The organism is Maribacter litoralis (genome assembly GCF_902506355.1).
GTDB classification, from domain to species: domain Bacteria; phylum Bacteroidota; class Bacteroidia; order Flavobacteriales; family Flavobacteriaceae; genus Maribacter; species Maribacter litoralis.
The window spans coordinates 968,212-990,853 of the sequence record NZ_LR733271.1 but is presented as its reverse complement, the minus strand read 5'-3'; the positions used below and the strand labels follow the sequence as shown (position 1 = coordinate 990,853).

At 38.4% G+C, this 22,642-nt stretch carries 15 protein-coding genes; 3 read left to right on the top strand and 12 right to left on the bottom strand.

Annotation, left to right across the window (positions count from 1 at the left end):
• Positions 1–91: 91 nt before the first annotated feature.
• On the bottom strand, positions 92–2,326 hold the full coding sequence (locus tag EXIGUO8A_RS04075) for a heparinase II/III family protein (protein ID WP_159302028.1): 2,235 nt from the start codon (positions 2,324–2,326) through the stop codon (positions 92–94).
• A gap of 11 nt (positions 2,327–2,337) precedes the next feature.
• On the bottom strand, positions 2,338–4,656 hold the full coding sequence (locus EXIGUO8A_RS04070; RefSeq protein WP_159302027.1) for a chondroitinase-B domain-containing protein: 2,319 nt from the start codon (positions 4,654–4,656) through the stop codon (positions 2,338–2,340).
• A 213-nt stretch (positions 4,657–4,869) separates the two neighbouring features.
• Between EXIGUO8A_RS04070 and EXIGUO8A_RS04065 the strand changes: the two genes are divergently transcribed.
• Both EXIGUO8A_RS04065 and EXIGUO8A_RS04060 read left to right on the top strand, forming a co-directional pair.
• On the top strand, positions 4,870–5,835 hold the full coding sequence (locus EXIGUO8A_RS04065; protein ID WP_159302026.1) for a sugar phosphate isomerase/epimerase family protein: 966 nt from the start codon (positions 4,870–4,872) through the stop codon (positions 5,833–5,835).
• A gap of 23 nt (positions 5,836–5,858) precedes the next feature.
• The gene (locus EXIGUO8A_RS04060) at positions 5,859–6,575 is read left to right on the top strand and encodes a ribonuclease activity regulator RraA (protein WP_159302025.1); all 717 of its coding nucleotides are present in this window, start codon (positions 5,859–5,861) and stop codon (positions 6,573–6,575) included.
• A gap of 98 nt (positions 6,576–6,673) precedes the next feature.
• On the opposite strand, the gene EXIGUO8A_RS04055 is transcribed toward EXIGUO8A_RS04060, so the two are convergent.
• Positions 6,674–7,183, bottom strand: coding sequence for a peroxiredoxin-like family protein (locus EXIGUO8A_RS04055; RefSeq protein ID WP_116771007.1), 510 nt, complete (start codon positions 7,181–7,183; stop codon positions 6,674–6,676).
• 111 nt (positions 7,184–7,294) lie between these two features.
• Positions 7,295–7,774, bottom strand: coding sequence for a hypothetical protein (locus tag EXIGUO8A_RS04050; RefSeq protein ID WP_159302024.1), 480 nt, complete (start codon positions 7,772–7,774; stop codon positions 7,295–7,297).
• Positions 7,775–7,986: 212 nt separating this feature from the next.
• Here EXIGUO8A_RS04050 and EXIGUO8A_RS04045 point away from each other — a divergent pair, with 212 nt between their 5' ends.
• On the top strand, positions 7,987–8,424 hold the full coding sequence (locus EXIGUO8A_RS04045; protein WP_159302023.1) for a BLUF domain-containing protein: 438 nt from the start codon (positions 7,987–7,989) through the stop codon (positions 8,422–8,424).
• Here the strand turns inward: EXIGUO8A_RS04045 and EXIGUO8A_RS04040 are convergent.
• Genes EXIGUO8A_RS04040 through EXIGUO8A_RS04005 form a run of 8 tightly spaced genes read right to left on the bottom strand, consistent with a single transcriptional unit; the run spans position 8,421 to position 22,419 of the window.
• Entirely contained in the window at positions 8,421–10,058 is a 1,638-nt protein-coding gene (locus tag EXIGUO8A_RS04040; RefSeq protein ID WP_159302022.1) for a sulfatase family protein, read from the bottom strand. The two genes, EXIGUO8A_RS04045 and EXIGUO8A_RS04040, sit on opposite strands and share 4 nt — an antisense overlap.
• 39 nt (positions 10,059–10,097) lie before the next feature.
• A complete protein-coding gene (bglX, locus tag EXIGUO8A_RS04035) occupies positions 10,098–12,368 on the bottom strand; it encodes a beta-glucosidase BglX (RefSeq protein ID WP_159302021.1) in 2,271 nt (756 codons plus the stop codon).
• A gap of 21 nt (positions 12,369–12,389) precedes the next feature.
• Complete coding sequence (locus tag EXIGUO8A_RS04030; RefSeq protein ID WP_159302020.1) at positions 12,390–13,184, bottom strand: carboxylesterase family protein; 795 nt, start codon at positions 13,182–13,184, stop codon at positions 12,390–12,392.
• Entirely contained in the window at positions 13,174–14,610 is a 1,437-nt protein-coding gene (locus tag EXIGUO8A_RS04025) for a glucoamylase family protein (RefSeq protein ID WP_236564429.1), read from the bottom strand. The genes EXIGUO8A_RS04030 and EXIGUO8A_RS04025 overlap by 11 nt, the downstream gene beginning before the upstream one ends.
• Entirely contained in the window at positions 14,607–15,965 is a 1,359-nt protein-coding gene (locus tag EXIGUO8A_RS04020) for a glucoamylase family protein (RefSeq protein WP_159302019.1), read from the bottom strand. Before EXIGUO8A_RS04020 ends, EXIGUO8A_RS04025 begins: the two co-directional genes overlap by 4 nt.
• Positions 15,966–16,010: 45 nt before the next feature.
• Entirely contained in the window at positions 16,011–17,810 is a 1,800-nt protein-coding gene (locus EXIGUO8A_RS04015; protein ID WP_159302018.1) for a LamG-like jellyroll fold domain-containing protein, read from the bottom strand.
• A gap of 12 nt (positions 17,811–17,822) precedes the next feature.
• Entirely contained in the window at positions 17,823–19,370 is a 1,548-nt protein-coding gene (locus EXIGUO8A_RS04010; protein WP_159302017.1) for a RagB/SusD family nutrient uptake outer membrane protein, read from the bottom strand.
• A gap of 10 nt (positions 19,371–19,380) precedes the next feature.
• On the bottom strand, positions 19,381–22,419 hold the full coding sequence (locus EXIGUO8A_RS04005; protein ID WP_116770998.1) for a SusC/RagA family TonB-linked outer membrane protein: 3,039 nt from the start codon (positions 22,417–22,419) through the stop codon (positions 19,381–19,383).
• Between the last annotated feature and the right edge of the window lie 223 nt (positions 22,420–22,642).

Genomic DNA, 22,642 nt, shown 5'->3' with positions numbered 1-22,642 from the left:
AATGTCGTTATTCTTATATAAAATCCCTTAGATTATACTAAATTTTGGGTTTGCTAAGTACTTTATAATAAATTAATTAACGACTAAGAGCCTAGTGATTTAATGAGTAGAATTCCCAAGTTTCACCAGGTGAGAGGGTTTTGCTAATTTTCTTAGATTTCGGTTTTGAAATTGTTAAAGTGATTTGATCGGTACCAATTGCCGTTATTCTAAAATTGTGTTCTTCATATTGTATTAGAAAATCTGCTTTTTTAGAAGAGGTTATCTCAACTTCTTTAAATGTTATGTTAGATGCATCAAAAAAGTAAGCCGTGTTTTCTTTTTTAATACTGGTAAAATTTTCACCTTGGGAAGAAGATGTACTTATGTTCCAACCGTTCAAGATGGGTGCTTCACTTGTTTCATCTATTCTATTATCATATCCTTTATAGGGATATATAATCGTCAAAAAACTAAAGTCTTTTTCGTTAAGTTTAGAAACTTGGCTCCAATTCTTACCTCGGCTTCCTGAAGTGGTTACGCTATCTGTAGCGTTTAGTTGTAAAATATCATGTCCACTAGCATCGGGAGCAGTAGCTCTTATTAGATTAGAGCCATTTTCGGTGGTATAATGGCCTTGCCATATTTGGGTATACTCGTGTTGCTGATCAGATGAAAAATTATCTTTCACGATCCAGAAGTCATTTTTAATAAAAATAACCTGTCTTGAGTAACTTACACCTACGTTGTTAAAACCATCGTGTTTTCCAATAAATAGGTCATAGTCTTTGTTCGTGGTCCAATTAATAACTGTTGGGGTAGGTAGTTTGCCAAATTTACCAAAACCACTTCCACCTTTGTTAGAGGTCCATTGTTTACCTTGCAGTTCATTATCAACCAAAGCAACGTTTTTAACCAGTGAGTTTTTAAACAGTTCAAAATCTTCAAGAGAGTATCTAACCTGGTAATTTGGTAGAATTGCATGACCGTTTGCCATAGCCTGAATACCTAACATATCTCCATGTTGGTGATCTGGTTTGTCCTTGTCAAGTCCGGCACTAATGATCATCATTTTGTCATTTGCATTCCATCCTTCACGCATTACGTAATAGTTAGTGCTGGGCAGGGAGAGGGACTCGTAAGAAGGTTTTTTACGTTCAATATTTTGAAGTAGATCGAGTTGTTTTTTATTTAAAAACCAATACATTCTTTCTTTAACATTATCTGAAGCAAAGTATCCGAACTCGGGATCTTCAAATAACAAATACCCTAGGGTCATTATTTTTGAAATGTCATTGGTTTCTGCCCAAGGTATTTCAGTATCGTCTTGCAGTACGGGAGCACTTTTATCTGGATAAGCTATTTTTGCCAAGGTGGTAAATAATCCCTCCAGCTTATCTTTCCAGGCCTTATCAATGCTAATATCATTGATCTTTGCCAATTGGTAGACGTAATAGTAGTTATTGATATCGCTCATATGATAATGAACAGAGCGTTCAAATTGAAATCCGTCATCGTTGATTTCCTTATCTAAATGCTCCCCAAGGCGTTGCATGGCTCTATCGTACCAAAGGTCGGTTCCTTCAAAATCACGGAATAAAATGGACAACATTGCCAAAGCCGACATACCTCTGGTTTGATGGTTGCCGGGTTGAAATTCTTGATTTCGTTCGTAAAGATGTTGCCCATGTTGAAGTAGGGTGGCTATGGTAGTAAGCTGATCTTTATCTGAATATTCCTCTTCGTTTAAAATTAAATTATGGATCCATAACCAATTGAGTATTCTATACCCAGATCTAAATACTTCGTAAACCCCATTTCCGTCTTCAATTTTCTCATAAGCTCCGCTTTCAAGTGCAGTATTCAAAGAACGCATTTGAGTTTCAAAGTACTTGATGTATTCAGGATTTCTGTCTTCATTAAAATAGGTTAGAATAATATCCGCCATTTTATGTTGTCTTGCCAAGTGACGTAAAGCATAGGCATTCACCGGCTCGCCGCTTAAGTGGTTAAAGGGCAGAATCCATTGGGTAGAATCTTTAAATTTTGAAATATGGTCTTGAGCTCTATTTTTATGCTCCTCAGAATTCTTATATTTTTCGTTATAGAACTTTAGTCGTTGCGCTACAGTTCGGTAATCATAGAAAAAGCGTTTTGAGAACCTCTCTCTGAAATAGGCGGCCAATTGCTTTTCGGTGATGTTATTTCCCTCATTTAATTTTGCTTTTGTATCAGGTTTAAGAACAGATACAAGCTCGTTAAATTCTAAAACGGTATTGGAGGGTATGTGTTGTGCGCAAAGAACTGTTGAAAAACCTAATAAAAATAAGATTAGCGTATTTTTCATGTCTAATTGAGTTAGTACATTAATTTCATGGGTAAGTTTTCTTGTACGATCAATTCCCCAGAATTTTTTATGACATTATCTTTTGCGCTATTGTTTTTGGCACCCCATAGGCGAGCTACAAGTTTTACGGGGTTATCAATGAATTCATTGTTTGTTAGATTAACATTGATAATACCATAGGTGTTTAAAAGCAAACCGCTATCAGCTGTTGGGCCACAATGGGTAAAGGTGCTATTGGTAACAACAAGGTTACCCCCAACGGTAGATTCGTCATAACCACCCCTATAATAATCGATCACATTACGTGCCACACTATCAAAAGTACAGTTGTTGATAACGATGTTTTCTGCATTGTATTCACCTTTGTCCTCCACTTCTTCAGAAAGTTCCAAGCCATTCGTACAATTTAAAACCGAGGAAGATTCAAAAGTGATGTATTCAGAGAAAGAATATTTGTAGGCTTTTAAGACGTAATCGAAGTCGGATATAATACAATCCACTACGTTTAAATTATATAAGCTAGACATGTTTTCTTTTAAACTGGCAAAGGCATATTGCTCTTTTTGCCCATTTAGATGTACATTTTGCAGGCTGAGTTCACCTTTAGGGTGCATTTCAAAAGCAGGCGTTTCCTTTGGACCATTATACACTATAGTTTTTTTTGAGTTCGTTGAGGCACCCAATATCGAAAGCTTTTTATTGATTTTTAAAGGGTTGTTTATTTCATAGCGTTCGGCTGATAAAATAATGGTATCTCCATTTATGGCCGATTCTAGTGCAGTGGTAAGTTCTTTAGTCGTAGCAGCGGTATGGGATTTAGATGTGGTATTTTTTGAGGAATCTTTATTGAACCAGTCTGGTCCGTACAACGAAGTATTCATCATATCGGTTTTACCGGTTGGTTTATCAACTACGGCACCTACCATATTTTTATCGGCTCTTGAGTTACCAAATAAATCCGTTTTGATCTGGTCAAACTCAAAACCATGATACAGTTCAAAGTCCGATAAAGGTTGTTCTGGCATTAAAATATTGCCTTTAGCTACGGTCATGGAGACATCTTCTTGTATAAGTCCGTCAACAGCATTGAAAATACCGCCTTGGTTATTGATGATATTACTTTTAAATAGAATACCATCTATAGAATCGTGTCTAACTATTGGCTGTTTGTCATTTGTTTCGTTATAGATAAGGTTATTGGCAACAATTGTTCTTATTGGTGTAGCCGACCTTATTTCAGATTTTGGTAGAATATCTTTTTGGTCAATATTTGAGCCCACTCCAAACTGCCACGGAGATACACAATTGACCCACGAATTGTTTGCAACAACCACATCGGTAACCTGTAAATACCTGTTCAAAGGAGATTTTGGAATTCCGTTCATAACGGCTAGGGGACTCCTAAATGTTTGTCCGTTTAAATTATAGAAGTAATTATTGGTGACCCAATGCCCTGTCCCTATCAACCTAATTCCACCAATTTGATCAGAGTTGTCATCACCTATAAACACGTTGCCGTCTACAATACAGTAATTGCCATGTCTTGTAACTAGAGATCCCTCACTTTTATAAAACACATTGTTTCTAAATTCATTAAAGTTGGTTTTACTCGAAATTATTTCTACTTCACCGTTACAATGATCAAAAAAGTTATTGGCTACCAGAGTGTGGCTAGGCGCCATTGAGGTAAAACTGTTGCCCAATTGAATGGTCTCTGCACTGGGACCACCCTTTGGAGGTCTTGGACCAAAATAATTGTTGGTGATTTTATGGTAGTTTTTAATACTATTCTTTCCGGCAAGGTCTATTCTTACGGTAGGGCCTCTATTTGATTTTCCGGCGATGTAACAATGATCAAGTTCATTATGGCGGCCTCTAAAGCGTACCCATAAATCGGTCATATTTCTTTGGGCTTTATTAAAATCGGTTATAACACTGTTAATTACTTTAGTATGATTGGCTACAGTATCTTGAGAAATGCCGAAATCTATAACTGCCTGCGATGGCGATGCACCGTTTGTAAAATGTAGCCCGTTAACTATAAGGTGTTCTCCACCTAATTTTAAATCAGATGAGCCTGTTATTTTTACTTCACCGGCCGTTTCGGCACGTAAGGTAATTGGGCTTTCTTCATTTCCATAGCCTACAAACTTAATGTTGACATCCTTCCATTCGCCATTGGTCATGACTATTTCATCACCGGGACCGGCATTTGATATGGCCGAATTCAATTCGTTTATATCCTTTACCGTAATGGTATTGGTATTTGAAGTTTCTCCGCAGGAAACGAATAAAAAAACAGAAGCTAATAGAAAAATATACTTATTCATTGTAATCGAGTTAAACTGATTTGAACTTTTTTTGATGGATTAGTTAACGTCATCAACTACATTTCGCCTATACATAGGGAAGCAAAAGGATTTTAGTGAATTTCAAACACTAAACTGGTTAACCAATTTGGTTGACCAAAATTACATATATTTGTAAGACCTCCAAATTTTTAACATTTAAACTGGTATAAAAATAATTTTAAGCAAGTGAAAATGAGAAATGATGATAAAATGATGTCAAGGCGACAATTCACAAAACAAACGACTACCGTGCTGGCTGGTATACCGTTACTACATATTAATGGTGCTTTTGCGTCATCATTTTCTACTGCTAATAATAAATTGGAGATTAACCTGTTCTCCAAACATTTGCAGTTTTTAGATTATAATGAAATGTCTGCTCAGGCTGCGGAAATAGGTTTTGATGGATTGGATGTAACCGTAAGACCAAAGGGTCATGTATTGCCAGAAAGAGTTGTTGATGATTTGCCCCTTGCGGTAGAAGCCATGAAGAAATACGGATTGAAACCTCATATGATGACGACCAACGTATGGGACATAACCAAACCAGAGGAAAAGCAAGTGCTAGAAGCTGCCAGCAATGCCGGATTCAGTCATTATCGTACCGGTTGGTTATCGTATCCAGAAGATGTCTCAATAGATGCGAGTCAGGCACAATTTGCAGCACAAGCTGTTAAGTTGTCAGAAGTTAATAAAGATTTAGGGTTGGTTGGCTGTTATCAAAACCATGCAGGAAATCATGTTGGAGCACCAATATGGGACCTGCCACCAATTTTTGCCAATGCCAATAGGAACTACTTAGGATGTCAGTATGATATAAGACATGCAGTTGTGGAAGGTGGAAAAAGTTGGGAGCTAGATTTAAGGCGTATTCAACCGTTCATAAAATCGTTGGTCATCAAAGATTTTAAATGGGGAATAAAAGATGGGGTGTGGCAACCAATCAATACACCGTTAGGTGAGGGCATGGTAGATTTTACACATTATTTTTCCTTACTTAAAAAGTATAAAATAAACGTGCCAATATCATTGCATTTAGAATATGACCTTGGTGGGGCTGAGCATGGTGCAACTAAAATTACCATGGATAAAAAAGAAGTATTCGCTAAAATGAAAAAGGATTTAACCTTTATCAAAGAAACCTGGAAAAAAGCTTAACAATACAATTTTCAAGAGAAATTATGACCAAAGTATCTATTTCTACTAAAGAGAAACTTAAAAAAGTAAGTACGGCAACAGTGGCCACTTGCTTGTTTAAAAAAGGACTCAAAAATCAATTTATACAAAGTGTAAAGCCATTAAAGTCAGGTAGACCAACAATGGTGGGTGAGGCATATACGCTTCGCTACATTCCTGCTAGGGAAGATTTAAATCCTATTTCTGTTTTTAGAGATCCAAAACATTTGCAAAGGGTTGCGGTAGAGGAGTGCCCAGAAGGTGCTGTTTTGGTGATCGATAGCCGACAGAATGGTAGGGCAGCTTCGGCAGGGTCAATTTTAGTAACCAGACTTATGGTACGCGGTGCAGCTGGTATTGTAACCGATGGAGGGTTTAGGGATTCTGCCGAAATAGCAGCGTTGAATTTTTCATCTTATCATAACAGACCAACAGCTCCTACCAATCTTACTTTACATCAAGCTATTGCCATAAACGATCCAATTGGTTGTGGTGATGTTGCTGTATTTCCTGGAGATATTATTCTTGGAGATGATGATGGTGTAATGGTCATTCCGGCACATCTAGCAGATGAGGTAGCCGATGAATGTATCGATATGACATTGTACGAAGAATTTGTCATGGAAAAGGTAGAGGGCGGTACACCAATTATTGGTTTATACCCAATGGTAAGCGAAGAAGCAAAAGCATTGTTTCAACAATGGAAAGAAGGCAAGGTTTAAAAGAGGAGTACAATAGTATAGCGCATAAAAAAATAGTGATTTGTTTCGTTCGGAAACAAATCACTATTTAATATTTCAGACTACCTGAAAAGTTGGTCTTATTCACCACCTCTAGCGGGGTAATCATTTTTGGTAACATAATCTATTGCATTTAAGATATCGTCCCAATTAGGTCTTGCAAATGGCATAGTTTGTATGGCACTTGCGTACAAAGTATTGTCTGGGCGAATTAAAAATAAACCAGGTTCAGAAAATTCGTCCGGCTCCTTGTCAGATGTTTTTTTAGAAACATATAAACCCCATTCCCGAGCTGTTTCTATAGGTAAATCATATCCAACGGGTAGCTCTGGTATATTCCATTCTTCACCAGCTTTTTTTGCTCTCTCTTCACTGTCACTGCTTATCGCAATTAAATGAACCCCTTTGTCGCTAAAATCCTTTAACTTTTTAGTTAAAGCTTCAAGATAATTTTTACAAACCGGGCAATGTAACCCTCTATAAAAAACAAGCATTGTAAAAGTTTTACTGTCTTGGTCATATAGACTCCACTGCGTATCGTTTATCAATGGCAGTTTTAATTCAGGTACTTTTGATGTAGGTTTTATCATTGTAATATTATTTTATAATTAGTAAAGTATAAAGGTACAAGGGGCTGCTGCCATAGGTTTGTTGAATACCTTTTAGAATTGATGCAATACATTATTAAACAAAACGGTTAATTATTGGTTATTAGCTAACCACTCTTCATATTTGGCATATTGACCACTAGAAAGAATTTCTTCTAATTGGCGGGTACGTTCATTTTCAATACTACCCAACATTTCACCGCTTGGCATATTGGCTTGTTTAGTTTTGAACCTGTTCATAGCAGAAGTAAACGTGCTAATTTGTTCATCGCTCATTTCTAACTTCGAGAACATTTCAGCATACTCGCTAGCTATAGTTTTTGAAGAACCTTGTGCCATTAAGTTATTCATGGCTCCTGTTGATCCATTTGCCTGTGCTGCCATATTTTGTTGCGAAATAGCAGACGAATCTTCAGCGTCCATCTCAGAAGAAGAAGAAGAAGTGGATGTGTTTTGAACAGTACTTACTTGTTCTGTTGTAGTTTCAGTATTATTTGTTGATGTTTTTTTTGTGCTTGAACATGATGCTAATATCAAGGTCAAAGCTGCCGTTAGAACTATTTTATTTTTCATAATATTCATGTTTTAAGTGTGTTAATGAAATTTATGAGTTATATGTAAATTCTGTAGTCGTTATCAAATATAAAATTGACCCTACAGGTTCGTAGCTGGTATTTGGATTGGATTGGGAATTGTATTATTTGTAAGAAAAATATGTCTTTTTGTTCGATTGAATTGTTAAAAGATGCTATATTGAATTCTAAATAATTTCCAAGTAGTTTTCAATGTATAATTTGGTCTACAAATCTATAGCCAAGACACTTAGTACTTCGCAGATAAATGAAATACTGGTAAAATCAAGGGATTTTAATTCTAAACATGATATTACGGGTTGTCTCATATATCATGAAGGAGTATTTATTCAATATCTCGAAGGAGGGTCAAAAGATGTATTATATCTGTTTGAAAGAATTAAGGTTGATGATAGACATTATGAAGTAAAATTACTTTCTAACGGAAATATATATTCTAGAGAGTTTGACACTTGGAGTATGGCATTTTTATCTGAGGAAATACCAAATGAGGCCTTTGAGTATATTAAACTAATGGTAAGTTCTAATGATGGAGAAGATGAGGATATGTCGGTAATTCCGAACCCCACTACCAAAAAATTTTGGTTAGCTGTAAAGAATTTGGTGATCCGGTTAAAGCACAAAACCTAGTTAAAAGTAGCCGGTGTTCCTCTAAGTCTTTTAAATTGGTCGTACGATCGATCTACTTTTTCTTTCGGTGCTGATTTAAACTCAGACTGCGTAACACCGTAATGTCTTTTAACACTATCTAACTTAATATGCATTTCATTTAAAATATTGGCATATTCAGAATCCATGATCAAATTTGTTTTTTCCTTTGGGTCCTTTTCCAGATCATATAATTCCCAAGTATCTATATCATCATAAAAATGAATTAGTTTATAGCGTTTGGTACGTATTCCATAATGTTTTTTCACCATGTGAAAGGCGGGGTAGTCATAATAATGATAATACACCACATCTCTAAAATCTTCTTCTTTTATAGTGCCATTCAATAACCCTACGAAAGATTCTCCTTGCATATCGGTACTTAAATTAGAAAACCCGGTGAGGTCTAAAAACGTTGGTGCAAAATCTAGGTTTTGAACCATGGCGTCAATTTTGGTTCCCGATTTTATTGTACCTGGTAATTGCATTAATAGGGGAGTTTTAAAAGATTCCTCGTACATAAATCGCTTGTCGAACCAACCGTTTTCACCCATCCAGAAACCTTGGTCAGAAGTATAGACCACCAACGTATTTTCATCGAGACCGCTTTCTTCCAAATAATCCAGAATTTTGCCTACACCTTCGTCTACAGCTGCAATGGTCGCCATATAATCTTGTATGTAGCGTTGTCCTTTCCAAATAGCAAGTTCTTTATCTGATAATTTAGCTTTATGAAAAGCATTGTTTTTTTTCAAGTATGCCGCATCCCAAATTTCACGTTGATTTGGGGTCATTCTGTCATAATCTGTTGTCCATGGGTTGTTCAATAATTCGGTACTACCATATGCTGTTGTCATTTTAAGATCATGACCTTCGTACATGTCTTTGTAAATGGTCTGTAGTTGTTCTTTAGCGGCCCATTGCTTGTTAAATTCAGGAAAATAACTATCCGGAAGCGGAAACTGCACCGAATCGTAAAGGTTTGTATGTCGTAGTGCGGGCATCCAATTTCTATGAGGTGCCTTATGCTGTACCATTAAAAAGAACGGTAGGGAGTCTGTTCGGTCTTGTTTTAACCAGTGTAAAGCATCTTCGGTAATAATATCGGTAGCGTAACCTTCAATACGGGTAGTGTCGCCATTGTCGATAAAATCTGGGTTATAATAGTTCCCCTGGTCAACAATAATTTTCCAGTGATCAAACCCTTCAGGATAACCATGTAAATGCCATTTGCCGAATACGGCGGTTTCGTAACCAAATTGCTGCAGCATTTTTGGCAATGTAGGCTGACTGCCATTAAAATGATCGCCGTTTTGCCTAAATCCGTTTATATGACTATGCTTTCCTGTTAAGATAACGGCTCTACTGGGCCCGCAAATAGAATTGGTGACGAAACTATTTTGAAAAATGGCTCCGTTTTCGGCAATTCTATCAATATTCGGAGTTTTTGCTAATTTACTAATAGGATGTCCATAGGCACTGATCGCTTGAATAGCATGGTCATCTGCCATGATAAATACAATATTTGGCTTCTGGTCAGTATTCTTGCCCGATTGTGAATTAGTATTACAAGAAATAGAGATCAACCCAATTAGTATTAAAATACCTATGCGCATAGTCAATTTGAATTTTGTTCTAATTGTTGGTTTAAAAGATTATTCGAGCTCAAATTCGGCTGAAAGTTCAGCATTGGAATTTCCACCCACGAACACCATAAATTTTCCTGGTTCTGAGACAAATTCTAATTCGCTATTGTAGAATTTTAAATCATCTGCAGAAAGGGTTATGGTCACTGTTTTCGTCTCGCCTTTTTTAAGGAATACTTTTTTAAAACCCTTTAGTTGTCTTTTGGGTGGTGTTATACTACGCACCTCATCTTTTAAATACAGTTGTACCACTTCTTCACCATCGTAGTTGCCAGTATTTTTTACGGAAAAAGACACATTTACTCCTTCGTTTTGTGTTATTTTTTTCTTGTCGACAGCTATTGAACTATACTCAAAAGTGGTGTAGCTCAGTCCATATCCAAAAGGAAAAAGGGGAGATATTTCACTATCGAGATAGTTAGATTTAAATTTTTCGAATTGATGGGTTGGTGCTGGTCTACCTGTATTTTTCATGCTGTGGTAAATAGGAATCTGACCTACATTTCTTGGCCAACTTGCGGTAAGTTTCCCAGACGGATTATAATCTCCGAAAAGTACATCGGCAATGGCATTACCGGCTTCAATACCGGGGTTCCAGACTTGTAGAATGCTTACTGGCAGGTTAAACTCATGGGAAATGGTCAATGGTCTACCGCTAAATAAAACCAATACTACCGGTTTTCCGGTTTCTGCTAAGGCATTAATTAATTTTTTCTGACTCTGTGGTATCGATATTTCAGTTCTGCTTGCAGCTTCCCCGGCAAATTCTGAAGCCTCCCCAACAACGGCTACGATTACATCTGCATTTTCACTGTTTTTCAAAGCTTCCGCTAACATAGTCTCAGGCGTTCGTTTATCAATATCTACCCGTAGTCCAAATACATTGGCACGTTTGGCAAGCTCAGTGTCATTAGTAATATTGGCGCCTTTTGCATATGTAATTTTAGCTTTAGGGGCTACATTTTTTAACCCTTCTAAAACAGGAATTGAAAGTTGCGGGTCTCCCGTAGGAGCCCATGTACCCAACATATTGTTTTTGTCGTTCGCTAATGGTCCCACCAATGCAATTTTGGCATCCTTTTTTAGTGGAAGCACATTGTTCTCGTTCTTCAGCAGTACAAAAGATTGTGTGGCAATTTTTCTTGCAGCCGTTCTGTTTTCTACAGTTAAGATGTCTTTTTTAGGTCTAGAAGTATCCGAATATTTATAGGGATCATCAAACAGTCCTAATTGATGTTTTGCGGTCAAAATTCTTCTACATGCAATAGTAATTGCCTCTTCGGTTACTTTACCTTCTTCAACAGATTTTTTTAACGTGGTCAAAAATCCTTCGCCTACCATATCCATATCCAATCCTGCATTGAGCGCTTGTGCCGATACGGCTTGTAAATCTCCCAAGCCATGAGCGGTCATTTCATTTACGGAGGTGTAGTCGGAAACTACAAATCCTTTAAATCCCCATTGCTTTCTCAATAAATCTGTAATCAGCCATTTGTTTCCTGTAGCCGGTATACCGTCAATATCATTAAAAGAGGTCATGGCACTACCAACACCGGCATCAACTGCTGCTTGGTAAGGTGGTAAATACTGGTTGTACATTTTTACCTTGCTCATGTCAACCGAATTATAATCGCGCCCAGCTTCCACGGCACCATAAAGCGCCAAATGTTTTACCGTAGCCATCATGGTATAGGCATCACTTAAATCTTTTCCTTGATACCCTCGCACCATCGCTTTGGCAATAGCCGAACCTAAGAAAGCATCTTCCCCAGAACCTTCTGAAATTCTACCCCATCTGGCATCACGAGAGATATCGACCATAGGTGAAAAATTCCAATTGATACCATCTGCGGTAGCTTCTTTAGCCGCCATTTTTGCCGCATTTTCAATGAGCTCCATATTCCAACTAGAAGCCACACCAAGCGGAATGGGGTAGGTGGTCTTATAACCGTGAATAATATCGGAACCTATTAATAACGGAATTTTTAGCCTAGAATTCTTAATGGCGATTTCTTGAGCCTGTCTTACTTTTTCAGGACCTGATACACCAAATAGTCCGCCTACTTGACCAGCTTTAATTTTTGCCTCTACATTTTCGCTAACAACGGAGCCAGTAGCTATACCACCACCGGGAGTCAATAAGTTTAACTGCCCTATTTTCTCCTCTAAGGTCATTTTGCTCAATAGTGCTTCAACCTCAGGAATTTTTTCTTGTGCAACACTATTAAGGCCTGTTAAAGTCAATAAAAGTAAGGGGAGTATTTTATATATTTTAATCATAGATGTCAGTTTTAGCGGCTTTTACTCTTTGTTCAAAATATTCGAGAAAAGCCATGGTAATAATTCTGGTTCTGCAAATGCAGGATCCCAACTATTATGGTTGGCAAAATCGTATAAGGTAAGCCGGGGGAAAGCTCCCTCGTTCAATAGTGCGGTAACCATTTCCATAGAATGTATTGGTGCAACAACATTATCATGAGCACCATGAAATGCCCATAAAGGAATTTTTTTTGCGTAATTGGATACGAAAGCTGGATCGCCCGCACCGCATATTGCTATGGCAGCGGCAAAACGATCTGGTTGTCTTGCCAAAAGTTCATACGTTCCCATACCGCCCATGGAGAGACCCATGGCATAAGTTTGGTTTTTATTTACAAAGCTTTCTTTTTGATAGTTTTTCAGTAATTGCAAGACCATTTCCATTGCTTTGGTGGGGCCTTTTTCAAATTGAAAAACTAACTGTACGGGGTAATTTTTGCGATCTACGTCTACCTGTGCCCAATAATCATTTGTAGGACATTGGGGCATAATTACAATTGCAGGAAATTTGGTTCTATTGTTTTTATTTAAAAACAAAGAACTACCATGGGTCAGTTGCTTTTCGTTATCATTTCCTCTTTCACCTGCACCATGTAAAAATAGTACTAACGGATATGTTTTTTCGGTATCAAAATTTTCTGGATAGAGAATTCTGTACCGCAACGTATCTTTTGCAATGATCAATTCTTTTTTTTCAAATAGATTGACATCTTGCGCTGTACTTATAAAGTTGCCAATGACCAGTAAAGCAAGAAAAAGGAAGTGTTTATTTTTCATAGGTAAATCCGAGTTTGTCAAGTCCGTTTTGAACGTCTTCATTTTGCATAAAAAGATTCCAGAGTAGCCCCGTTCTGTAGTTTTCTATCATAACGATTTCAGGACCTTGGTCTATAGCCAAATATGCTTCTGCCACCCAAAAATTGTTCTGCGGACTAAAAGCATCATAAAACCCTGCAGGCCCTAATAATTCATCTTTGTTCTGATAGAAATAGCGTAACGCTTTTAGCGATTCTTCGGGAGTATACGGTATAGAACTTATGGCTGCCGTTGGCGAAACCACCCCTATATCATTGCTTGGGCTATGCGCATTGTAACCTAAAGTACCATCGGTATTTCTAGAGTAGCTTGCCGTTAATCCCCAGCAATTTTCACCATAATCGATGTAGTTTTTAGGATTCTCAACGCAGTACAGGTAGTTAATTTTTGAATGGTTTACCGCTGCGTCCCAATAATTGACGAATCCGTCACTTAAATTGTTTGGGTTAAGACCTAAAAAAGAATAGTGCGAAAAAAATAAAGGTCCGCCCTTTGGGGAGTTTCCTGCATGATCCACCACCAACGGAATATTATATGCACTGGTTGCATCTGTAATAGACCCGTTTGATGCCCAACCATTGGTATAAACCTCTTTATCAATTGAAAAATCTGGTGAAGCGGCAGCCATTACATAAGTAATCATTACCTCATTATACCCCTTTAGCTCTAGGTTGATGTCAAAACCATAATTGGGGCTCCAGTGCCAGTAAAGGCTATTTTTTTCCTGGGTATACCAGTTCCATTCAACACCTTTCCATAGGGCATCTGCCTTATCTGCCAGTGATTTTTCTGCATCGTTGCCATTCTTAAAATATTCTTTTATACAGATTAAGCCTTGTGCCAAAAATGCGGTTTCAACTAGGTCGCCTCCATTATCCATTTCGCTAAAAGGTCTAACCGTACCGTTTGCACCATCTAACCAATGTGGCCACGCACCGTGAAAACGGTCTGCAGATTCCAAGAAATTTAAAATCTGTTCAATACGTTCTACGGATTCACTACGTGTGATAAAGCCTCTTTCTACACCAACCAACAGCGCCATTAAACCAAAACCTGTGCCTCCTATACTTACCGTATTTGGATCGTTAGAAGGTTCGTTAGGATGAAAACGTTCTCGAGCCGCACCAGAATTTGCTTCAGCATAATCCCAAAAATATTTGAAGGTTTCTTGCTGGGTTAAATCCAAAAGTTCTTCATCTGAAATTTCTGGTACTTGAGGATCTGTTTCTGGTTCGGTAGGAGTTTCCGGAAGTTCAGATTCACCCGTTGGGGCATCAGGTTCCGATGATGAACATGCCATCACGGTTACCGTTAAAATTCCCAAGAGTACTACGTACGCCTTTTGGAGTATTTTCTTTTGATGCCTTTGTTGGTTTCTGCCCTTCATTGTGGTGATGCTACTGAAAATCCTAATTTATCCAAGCCTTTAACTATATCTTTATTGGTCATAAACAGCATCCAGAATAGTCCGCTTCTGTGGTTTTCGATCATTACAGGAATAGGACCTTGATCTATAGCCAAATATCTGGGCAATACCCAATTTTCCTCTAAGCTGAAAGCATCATATGGACCATATTTACCAACAAGCGTATCATGATTAGTATATAGGTTTCTTAAAAATGCCATACTCTCTTTAGGTGCATACGGCATGGACGAAAGAGCTGCAGTTGGCGAAATAACACTGATATCCCTATCTGGTCTATGCCCTGCATATCCTTTCATGGAGTAACTAGAAGTAAGTCCCCATAAATTTTCGCCATAGCCTTTAAAATTCTTCGGATTATCAACGGCATACTTGTATTGGATCATCGTATGGTTTTTGTTCAATTCCCAATAATCTGCATATTGGTCTTTTAATCCTTTAGGATTTAATCCCGTAAAGGAATAGTGTGCCCAGAACATTGGACCAACGGGTGAAGAATCACTTTCATAATGGTCTAAAACAGTTGGTAGCCCGTAAAAAGTAGTGTCTTTTGAGATTGCTCCGTCCCTAGCCCAACCTTGGTCGTAAACCTCTTTAGAAATCGGATGCGTTGGAGAAGCTGCTGCCAAAATATACATGATCAATGCTTCGTTGTAACCACCAACAGGGAAATTCATGTCCCACTCATATTCAGGTGACCAGTGCCAATACAGTACATTTTCACCTTTCGTGTACCAATCCCATTCTACTTCTTCCCATAATTGTTGTATGTGTTGGGCAAGTTCTTGTTCACGTTGGTTACCATCTTTAAAATATTCTTTAACGGTCAATAAACCTTCAATAAGAAATGCGGTTTCTACTAAATCACCGCCATTATCTTTTTTACTGAACGGCGTCATCTTTCCGTCGGGAGTTAGCCAATGTGGCCAAGCACCATGAAAACGATCAGCATTGTCTAGAAAATCTACTGCTTTTTCAAGTCGCTCAAGACCCATTTCGCGAGTAATAAAACCCCTTTCAATACCTACTAAAATTGCCATAACACCAAAACCAGAACCACCAATTGTAATGATATCTTTATGATGAGTTGGGTAAATATCGTCTAAATGAATTCTCTCCCTTGCGAGTCCCGAAGTGGGCTCTGCACCTTCCCAGAAATAATTGAACGTCTGCTTTTGAACGGAATCCAACAATTGTTCATCCGTAATTTTAATCTGTTCTACATTCTGGCTCTGTTCTCTAAGTTTGGACTTAGAGGATTGACCATTGCACCCCACTAACAAAGCTGCAATGGTCATTGAAATTAAGAATAACCTCATAAAAATCTACTGCATTAACTAATTTAAACTAAACTATTATCGTATTTAAAGACCTGCTTGTCTTATATCTTGAATTTCTTGTTGTGTCAAAGCCTTGTTGTATAATCTAAGTTCATCAATAAAACTAAGATCAAAGCCATGGCCCCATTCGGTAAATCGCGGAGCTCCCGAACCGATGGATAAAATATCGCACCCTGTCCAATCTACTCCTGTGAAATCACCTTGTGATACAATTTCACCATCAAAATACACTACACACTCGGTGCCAGAGATGGTAAATGCCAAGTGTACCCAATCTGTAGCGGTAGGGTCTAACGCAGCTGCATCGCCACCGTCAAACCAAGATTCACCTTCACCATTACCAACATTCAATTTGAAAACCTGTCGTGTGGCATCGCCCTCTCTAAAGAATCGGAACCCGTTGGTACGTTTGTTCTGTACATCGGGGTATCCTGCATTATCCACATCTTCAGGACCCATTACCAGAATGGAACCTCTTGTTGGATCGGCATTCAATTTGTACCATAGCGTGGCACTGAATTCTTCTGTAGTTAAAGCTCCGGATTCATTCGTTGGAAAAGTCAAATAAGAATCTGTTGCCCCGGCATAAGCATTATCACCTTCTACACTTTCACCGGCAAAACCTGGTGTACCTACAACGGTAGCGTCAATGTTTCTAAAACGTTCATTGTAACTACCATCAAATGGCATATAGAACATTTCACCGTCAAAAGTAGGAGGGTAGGTAGAAACAAATTCACCAGAATCGTCAGCCATTATTTGTTGAATTTCTTCTTGAGAAATGGCTCTGTTGAAAATACGAAGCTCATCTAATAAGCTTTCGTCCGATAAGTGGTTCCACGCTGTAAAGTTAGGTGCGCCCGACATAATGGAAAGTACGTTAACGTCTGTCCAGTCAATTCCGTTAAAAGCACCTTTACTTGCAATTTGACCATCTATATACACAGCTGCTTCAGAACCGGAAATAGTAAAGGCAAGGTTTATCCATTCTCCGGTCGTTGGGTCTACATCTGCAGCTTCGCCACCGTCAAACCAAGTTCCAGCATCACCAGAACCGGCATTCAGTTTAAAGCGCTGCTTACCATTGGCATTTTCACGGAAAAATCTAAATCCTTTCGTAAGGTCATTATCGGTACCATCGATCAACGGGGCACTTAAGGTTAAAATACCTGCGCGATCAGGAGTACTGTTTACCTTCATCCAAAAAATAGCACTGAATTCGGCATTTTTAAAACGTTCTGAATCTAATGTCAAATAAGTATCGGTTGCACCTTGGTATGAACCATCGCCCGCAATATTATCTTCACTTATAGATGGACTTCCAATTTCTTCAGCTTCTTCAAAACTGATCAAATCAACATATGCGCCATCAAAAGGCATGTATAGAATTTCACCTGGATATTTAGAAACATAAGCAGGTTCTTTGGTGAAGTTGACCATGCTGTTGGTTGTTTTGCCATCTAGATCGATTGCCGTAACGGTAAGCACGTGCTCACCATCTGCTAATTGATCGTATACAAGATCATCTACGACCAATCTTCTATAATCTAGAAAATCTGAATAGCTTTTAATTGTGGTGCCATCTAAGGCAACACTTACAGAAGCCAATTCGATATCGTCTTCGGCTTCAAATTTTATGGTGATCGTTGCTAGTTCTTCGTTTACTTTTACCGCCAAACCTTCGGTAGGTGAAGTAATTGTGATATTCGGTGCAGTTTCATCGGCACCTGGATCAACCTCGGTAAGAGAATCTATACCATCTTCGCAGGCAACCATAAAAAAGGCGGCCAACAAGAAAGTAAATATGTGTTTTAAATGTTTCATGGTAGTTCGTTTTTAGTTTGCTATTTCACCTAATATTGGAAACTCGTCTATTTGATCTTGGTGATAGGTTACAAAAGCCTTGTCTTCGGTAAATGTTCTTCCGTCAAAACTTAGTTCATCATATCTGCCCAATCGTACCATATCAAAAAAGCGTTTACCCCATTCCATGGAAAGCTCGGCATATTTTTCATCAACGATTTGATCAAGCGTAACACCGCTTAAAGGAGCCATGTTTGCCCTTGCACGTACTTGGTTTACTGCCTCATCTGCTGTCATAACAGAATTATTGGCACCTTGAACCAAGGCTTCTGCATACATTAATAAAGTTTCAGAGTAACGAAAAACAATATTGTTTTTGTTACTGCCATATTCGGTTCGCCCAGGTATTAATTGATTGGTCGGTAAATAGTGCTTACCACTTGAGAATATGGAACGAACGGTAGACGTATTTTCATCACCGTCTCTAGTTACTGGCGATACAAATGAAGGCAAAGTTTCTGCCGTGTAAGGTGTAGTAGCAATTAAGCTGTCAATTCCTTTTTGGCTAAAGAAAACAGAAGTTTCCAAACGGTCTGTCTCACCTCTGTCCAACATAAATTCTATAAACTTTAAACTAGGCTCAAAGAATCCCCATCCGTTACTGGAACCATCTACTGCCGGATTCCATGAATTAGGACCATAGGGAGCGTATAAGTGACTAACCCTATCGCCTTCGCCATTACCAAAATCGGAATATTGGAATTCAAATAAGTTTTCATCGCTTAATTTTCCCGGAGTTTTGAATAGCTCATAATAATCTGGGAAAAGACTGAATTTTCCAGAAGCTATGATTTCACCTGTAGCATCTGCAACAGCTTGGTAATTTTCAAGTTCTTGATTTGCTTCCGCCTTGATCATCAAAGCGGTGTATTTGGTAACTCCGCCAGGTAAATCTGTACGTTCATTAGGTCTTAGGTCAAGTAAGAACGGAATGGCTTCATCCATTTGATCAGAGATATGCTGCATTACTTCATCTTTACTTGGTACCGAAGTAACATCTGCAAAATCGTTAAGGTTCGATGAGGTTGGTATAAATACCGAACCGTACACCTGTGACAATTGAAACAAAAGGATAGCTCTCAAAACTTTAGCCTCGGCTATATACTGGTTACCTAAAGCGATACCTTCATCATCTGCAAACTCCATATATCTTTCAATCTGCTCCATACCTGTATGGGCGCCGATGATATCGCCATAGTAGGTTTCCCATAAGGTTCTTGATCCAAAGAAAGAATTATCATACACGTAACGATCTTGGTTTTTTAACCCTTGTTGGTCACCTGCGGCATTAACATCATCACCTCTTGTGGCAACCACCAAAGGTTGTTCCCAACCTCTATCGGCAACGGATTGGTAAACTCCGATTAGTGACAAAATCATATCATCTGTCTGTGAAAAATCTGTTCCTCCGGCAAAATTATTGTTCAGTTCAGGTTGGTCCAGGTCATCGGAACATCCTATTAGTACAGTACCTAGAAAGGCTAAAAGCACTGTTAGTTTATTTACTTTTATATATTTCATAGCTGTATTTTTAAATTTTAATATTTACGCCAAATGTGTATACACCAGGTATAGGATAGGTTTGTGTATCTCTACCATCTGAAACTTCTGGGGTAAAACCATTATAGCTGAAGAATGACAATGGACGTTCTGCAGTAATGTAGAATCTAATATCAGGATTAAATTTTCCATTTAGCTTTGGAAGTGTATAGCCCAAGGTTACGTTCTGTAGTCTTACATAATCTCCTTTTTCAACAAAGAAGCTGCTTAAGAACTGGTTGCTCCAAGGGTTTCTAATACCTCTGGCAGATGGGTAGCTATTTGTACTACCGGCACCGTTCCATCTATTTACTGCAAAATCCCTATCAATATTGGCATCTGGAGTCTGACGGATAGCAAAACGCTTTTGGTTTGCGATTACATTTCCACCTTGCCCAATAACATTCAGGTTAAAATCCCATGCCTTGTAATTCATTCCTAAGTTGAATCCGAACGAATAGGTTGGAAGATATGAGCCAAGATCGACTCTATCTTGAGCATCGATCACCATATCTCCGTTCTGATCTACAAATTTTAAATCTCCTGGGGCAACGGTCAGTCCGTCTGCAATGGCAGCCTGTGCAGCGGGGTCGGATTGAATTTCCTCATCGGTCTGGTATACACCGTCTACTTTTAATCCGAAGAACGGACTAATAGTACCACCAACGACAGTACGTTGGGCAGTGTCACCACCTGTAGTAAGGTTTTCTTGACCTGCTAGATCCAATACTTCATTTTTAAGAGTAGAGAAGTTACCGCCAACACTAAAACTAAAATTGTCGGATACTCTTTGGTTCCAATTTGCAACGATTTCAAAACCGGAGTTTCTAATTACGCCCACATTTTGTCTGGTCTCCCCTGGCACCAATAATCTTGATACCGGTATAACCGCATCGCGAGTTTCCCTAACGTAGTAATCAGAATCAATGGTTAATTTATTATCGAATAATCTGGTGGTTAAACCAACGTTGGTTTCTGCAGTAACCTCCCACTTTAGGGCTTCAAAATCACTACTGGTTACTAAGCCCGGATAGCGAACATCACCAAAGGCAGCATCTACGGCATCAGATGTAATTCCGCCGGTACTTGAGTCTACATTGGCATTACCCAATTCTCCCCAACTGGCTCTTAATTTTAAAAAGTCTATTACGTTGCTGTTCTCTAGGAAAGATTCTTCAGATAGTACCCAACCTACACCAACAGTAGGGAAATAGCCCCATTTTTCTTGGTATTTACTAGTACCGTCGGCTCTAAATGTTCCGTAGATAAGGTATTTGCTGTCATAGTTATATGCAACACGACCAAAGTAAGAGAAGAAATATTGTCTTACTCCGTCATCACCAACACCAGCGACATCAATAGAATTGGCAAGATCTAGATAATAAGACTCATCACCAATACCTGTACCGTTAGGGAAATTAAGACCTTTTGCCTCCAATTGCTCATAAGAACGGTCTCTGTATGAAGTACCTACCAATGCTGTTAAATTATGTTTACCATAGCTGTCATCATAGGTTAATGTATTGTCCCAAGTTTGCTCGGAGAATGTGGCATTCTTTTTTACCAGCTCAGCATTTTCCCTAAAAGCATTACCATTTCCGAAAAAATAAGGTAAGTCAACCTCTCTAGTTTCGGTGGTTTCGAAATTGTGGTAAAAAGCAGTTTTTAGTGTTAATTTATCCGGAACTAATTGGTAGTTTAAATCTACCGTAGTCAAGGTGTTTCTAATTTTATCCCTGTTTTCAGTATTTTCCATTATTGGAAATGGATTCTGCGTACCTCTATACCCTAAATCTTGAGCATTTGCATAAGGTCTTGGGTATGCCTCAGTTTTTGAAGGGTCAAGAACAGGCATTGTAGGGGTGGCATAGTATGCCAATGCAAACGCTGTCTCTTCTGGTCTGTATGTTGTTCCGTTACTGAATAGTGTTGAAATACCAATATCTAAACGATCGGTAATATCTACATTGATTTTAGATCGAATGTTGAATCGCTCGTAATCATTTTTCATATTCAAGATACCTTCTTGCTCAAAGTAGTTTAAACCTAAAGAATATGTTACGGATTCCGTTCCACCGGCAACACCAATACTGTGATTCTGTTGTAATGCATGGCGAAGAATTAAATCGTACCAATCTGTATTTACATCAGGTACATTAGGGTTGATTCTACTTCTACCATAACGTTGTATGGCATTATCTATAGACTGTGCTTCTGCAGCAGATCCAGATTCCCTTGCTAAAGTTGCAAACTGTTCTGAATTTGAAAGTGTTACCACATTTTGGGCAATCTGTACACCTTGGTAACCATTATAGGTTATTTCTGGCTTTTGGTTGATCTTACCCGATTTGGTTTCGATCAATACCACACCGTTTGCGGCTCTTACCCCATAAATTGCAGATGCAGATGCATCTTTAAGAATAGAGATGGTTTCAATATCCTCTGTATTTAAAAAATCTATATCATCGAAGAAAGTACCGTCCACTACGTATAGTGGGTTAGAGGCACCGCCCACATAAGAGCCGATACCACGAACACGAATTGTTGGTCCTGTACCCGGAGCACCGCTACTCACTACTTGGAGTCCCGCTACTTTTCCTTGTAATGATTGCATGGCGGCACTGGTAGGGGTTCTGGTGATATCCTCAGTTTTAATTGTTGTAATTGATCCCGTAAGATCCGCTTTCTTCTGTGTACCGTAACCGACTACCACAACTTCATCTAAAGCTTGAGAATCTTCAGATAATGAAATGTCTATGGTTGTTAGACCGTTAACAGCGATTTCTTGAGTAGAGTAACCGATGTAGCTAATTACAAGTGTACCATTATTGGGTACATCGTTTAATGCATATAATCCGTCAAAATCAGTTTGGGTTCCTGTTGTAGTACCTTTTACAATGATACTAGCGCCTGGTAATGGTTGTCCACTATCATCGGTTACAGTTCCCGAAACCGAAATTCCATTTTGCGCAAAAACCGTCAAATGGGTCAGTAAAATGCAGAATGTTAAAATTTTGATTCCTATTTTCATAATTGTTTAAAAATTGAGTTGTAAAATTATCAAGTTGTTAATTTCAGTAGCAAGTTATCAAAACAACTAGCCCTTACTTTTTATTAAACTACATAAAAAGTACATCAATGGAGTGTGTAGCGTGAAAACCTTTAAATATGGGCACTTGCAGTAGTAGATGTGTTAATATAAGAGTGAAAATTAACGTAATGATGTAGTAATGATGTATACAATTAACGCATTC

Bases quoted from the DNA above. Each gene is read 5' to 3' on its own strand.
- EXIGUO8A_RS04025 (WP_236564429.1), bottom strand. From the start codon at position 14,610: ATGAAGGGCAGAAACCAACAAAGGCATCAAAAGAAAATACTCCAAAAG.
- EXIGUO8A_RS04075 (WP_159302028.1), bottom strand. From the start codon at position 2,326: ATGAAAAATACGCTAATCTTATTTTTATTAGGTTTTTCAACAGTTCTT.
- EXIGUO8A_RS04020 (WP_159302019.1), bottom strand. From the start codon at position 15,965: ATGAGGTTATTCTTAATTTCAATGACCATTGCAGCTTTGTTAGTGGGG.
- EXIGUO8A_RS04050 (WP_159302024.1), bottom strand. From the start codon at position 7,774: ATGAAAAATAAAATAGTTCTAACGGCAGCTTTGACCTTGATATTAGCA.
- EXIGUO8A_RS04005 (WP_116770998.1), bottom strand. From the start codon at position 22,419: ATGAAAATAGGAATCAAAATTTTAACATTCTGCATTTTACTGACCCAT.
- bglX (WP_159302021.1), bottom strand. From the start codon at position 12,368: ATGATTAAAATATATAAAATACTCCCCTTACTTTTATTGACTTTAACA.
- EXIGUO8A_RS04070 (WP_159302027.1), bottom strand. From the start codon at position 4,656: ATGAATAAGTATATTTTTCTATTAGCTTCTGTTTTTTTATTCGTTTCC.
- EXIGUO8A_RS04065 (WP_159302026.1), top strand. From the start codon at position 4,870: ATGAGAAATGATGATAAAATGATGTCAAGGCGACAATTCACAAAACAA.
- EXIGUO8A_RS04055 (WP_116771007.1), bottom strand. From the start codon at position 7,183: ATGATAAAACCTACATCAAAAGTACCTGAATTAAAACTGCCATTGATA.
- EXIGUO8A_RS04040 (WP_159302022.1), bottom strand. From the start codon at position 10,058: ATGCGCATAGGTATTTTAATACTAATTGGGTTGATCTCTATTTCTTGT.
- EXIGUO8A_RS04015 (WP_159302018.1), bottom strand. From the start codon at position 17,810: ATGAAACATTTAAAACACATATTTACTTTCTTGTTGGCCGCCTTTTTT.
- EXIGUO8A_RS04060 (WP_159302025.1), top strand. From the start codon at position 5,859: ATGACCAAAGTATCTATTTCTACTAAAGAGAAACTTAAAAAAGTAAGT.
- EXIGUO8A_RS04030 (WP_159302020.1), bottom strand. From the start codon at position 13,184: ATGAAAAATAAACACTTCCTTTTTCTTGCTTTACTGGTCATTGGCAAC.
- EXIGUO8A_RS04045 (WP_159302023.1), top strand. From the start codon at position 7,987: ATGTATAATTTGGTCTACAAATCTATAGCCAAGACACTTAGTACTTCG.
- EXIGUO8A_RS04010 (WP_159302017.1), bottom strand. From the start codon at position 19,370: ATGAAATATATAAAAGTAAATAAACTAACAGTGCTTTTAGCCTTTCTA.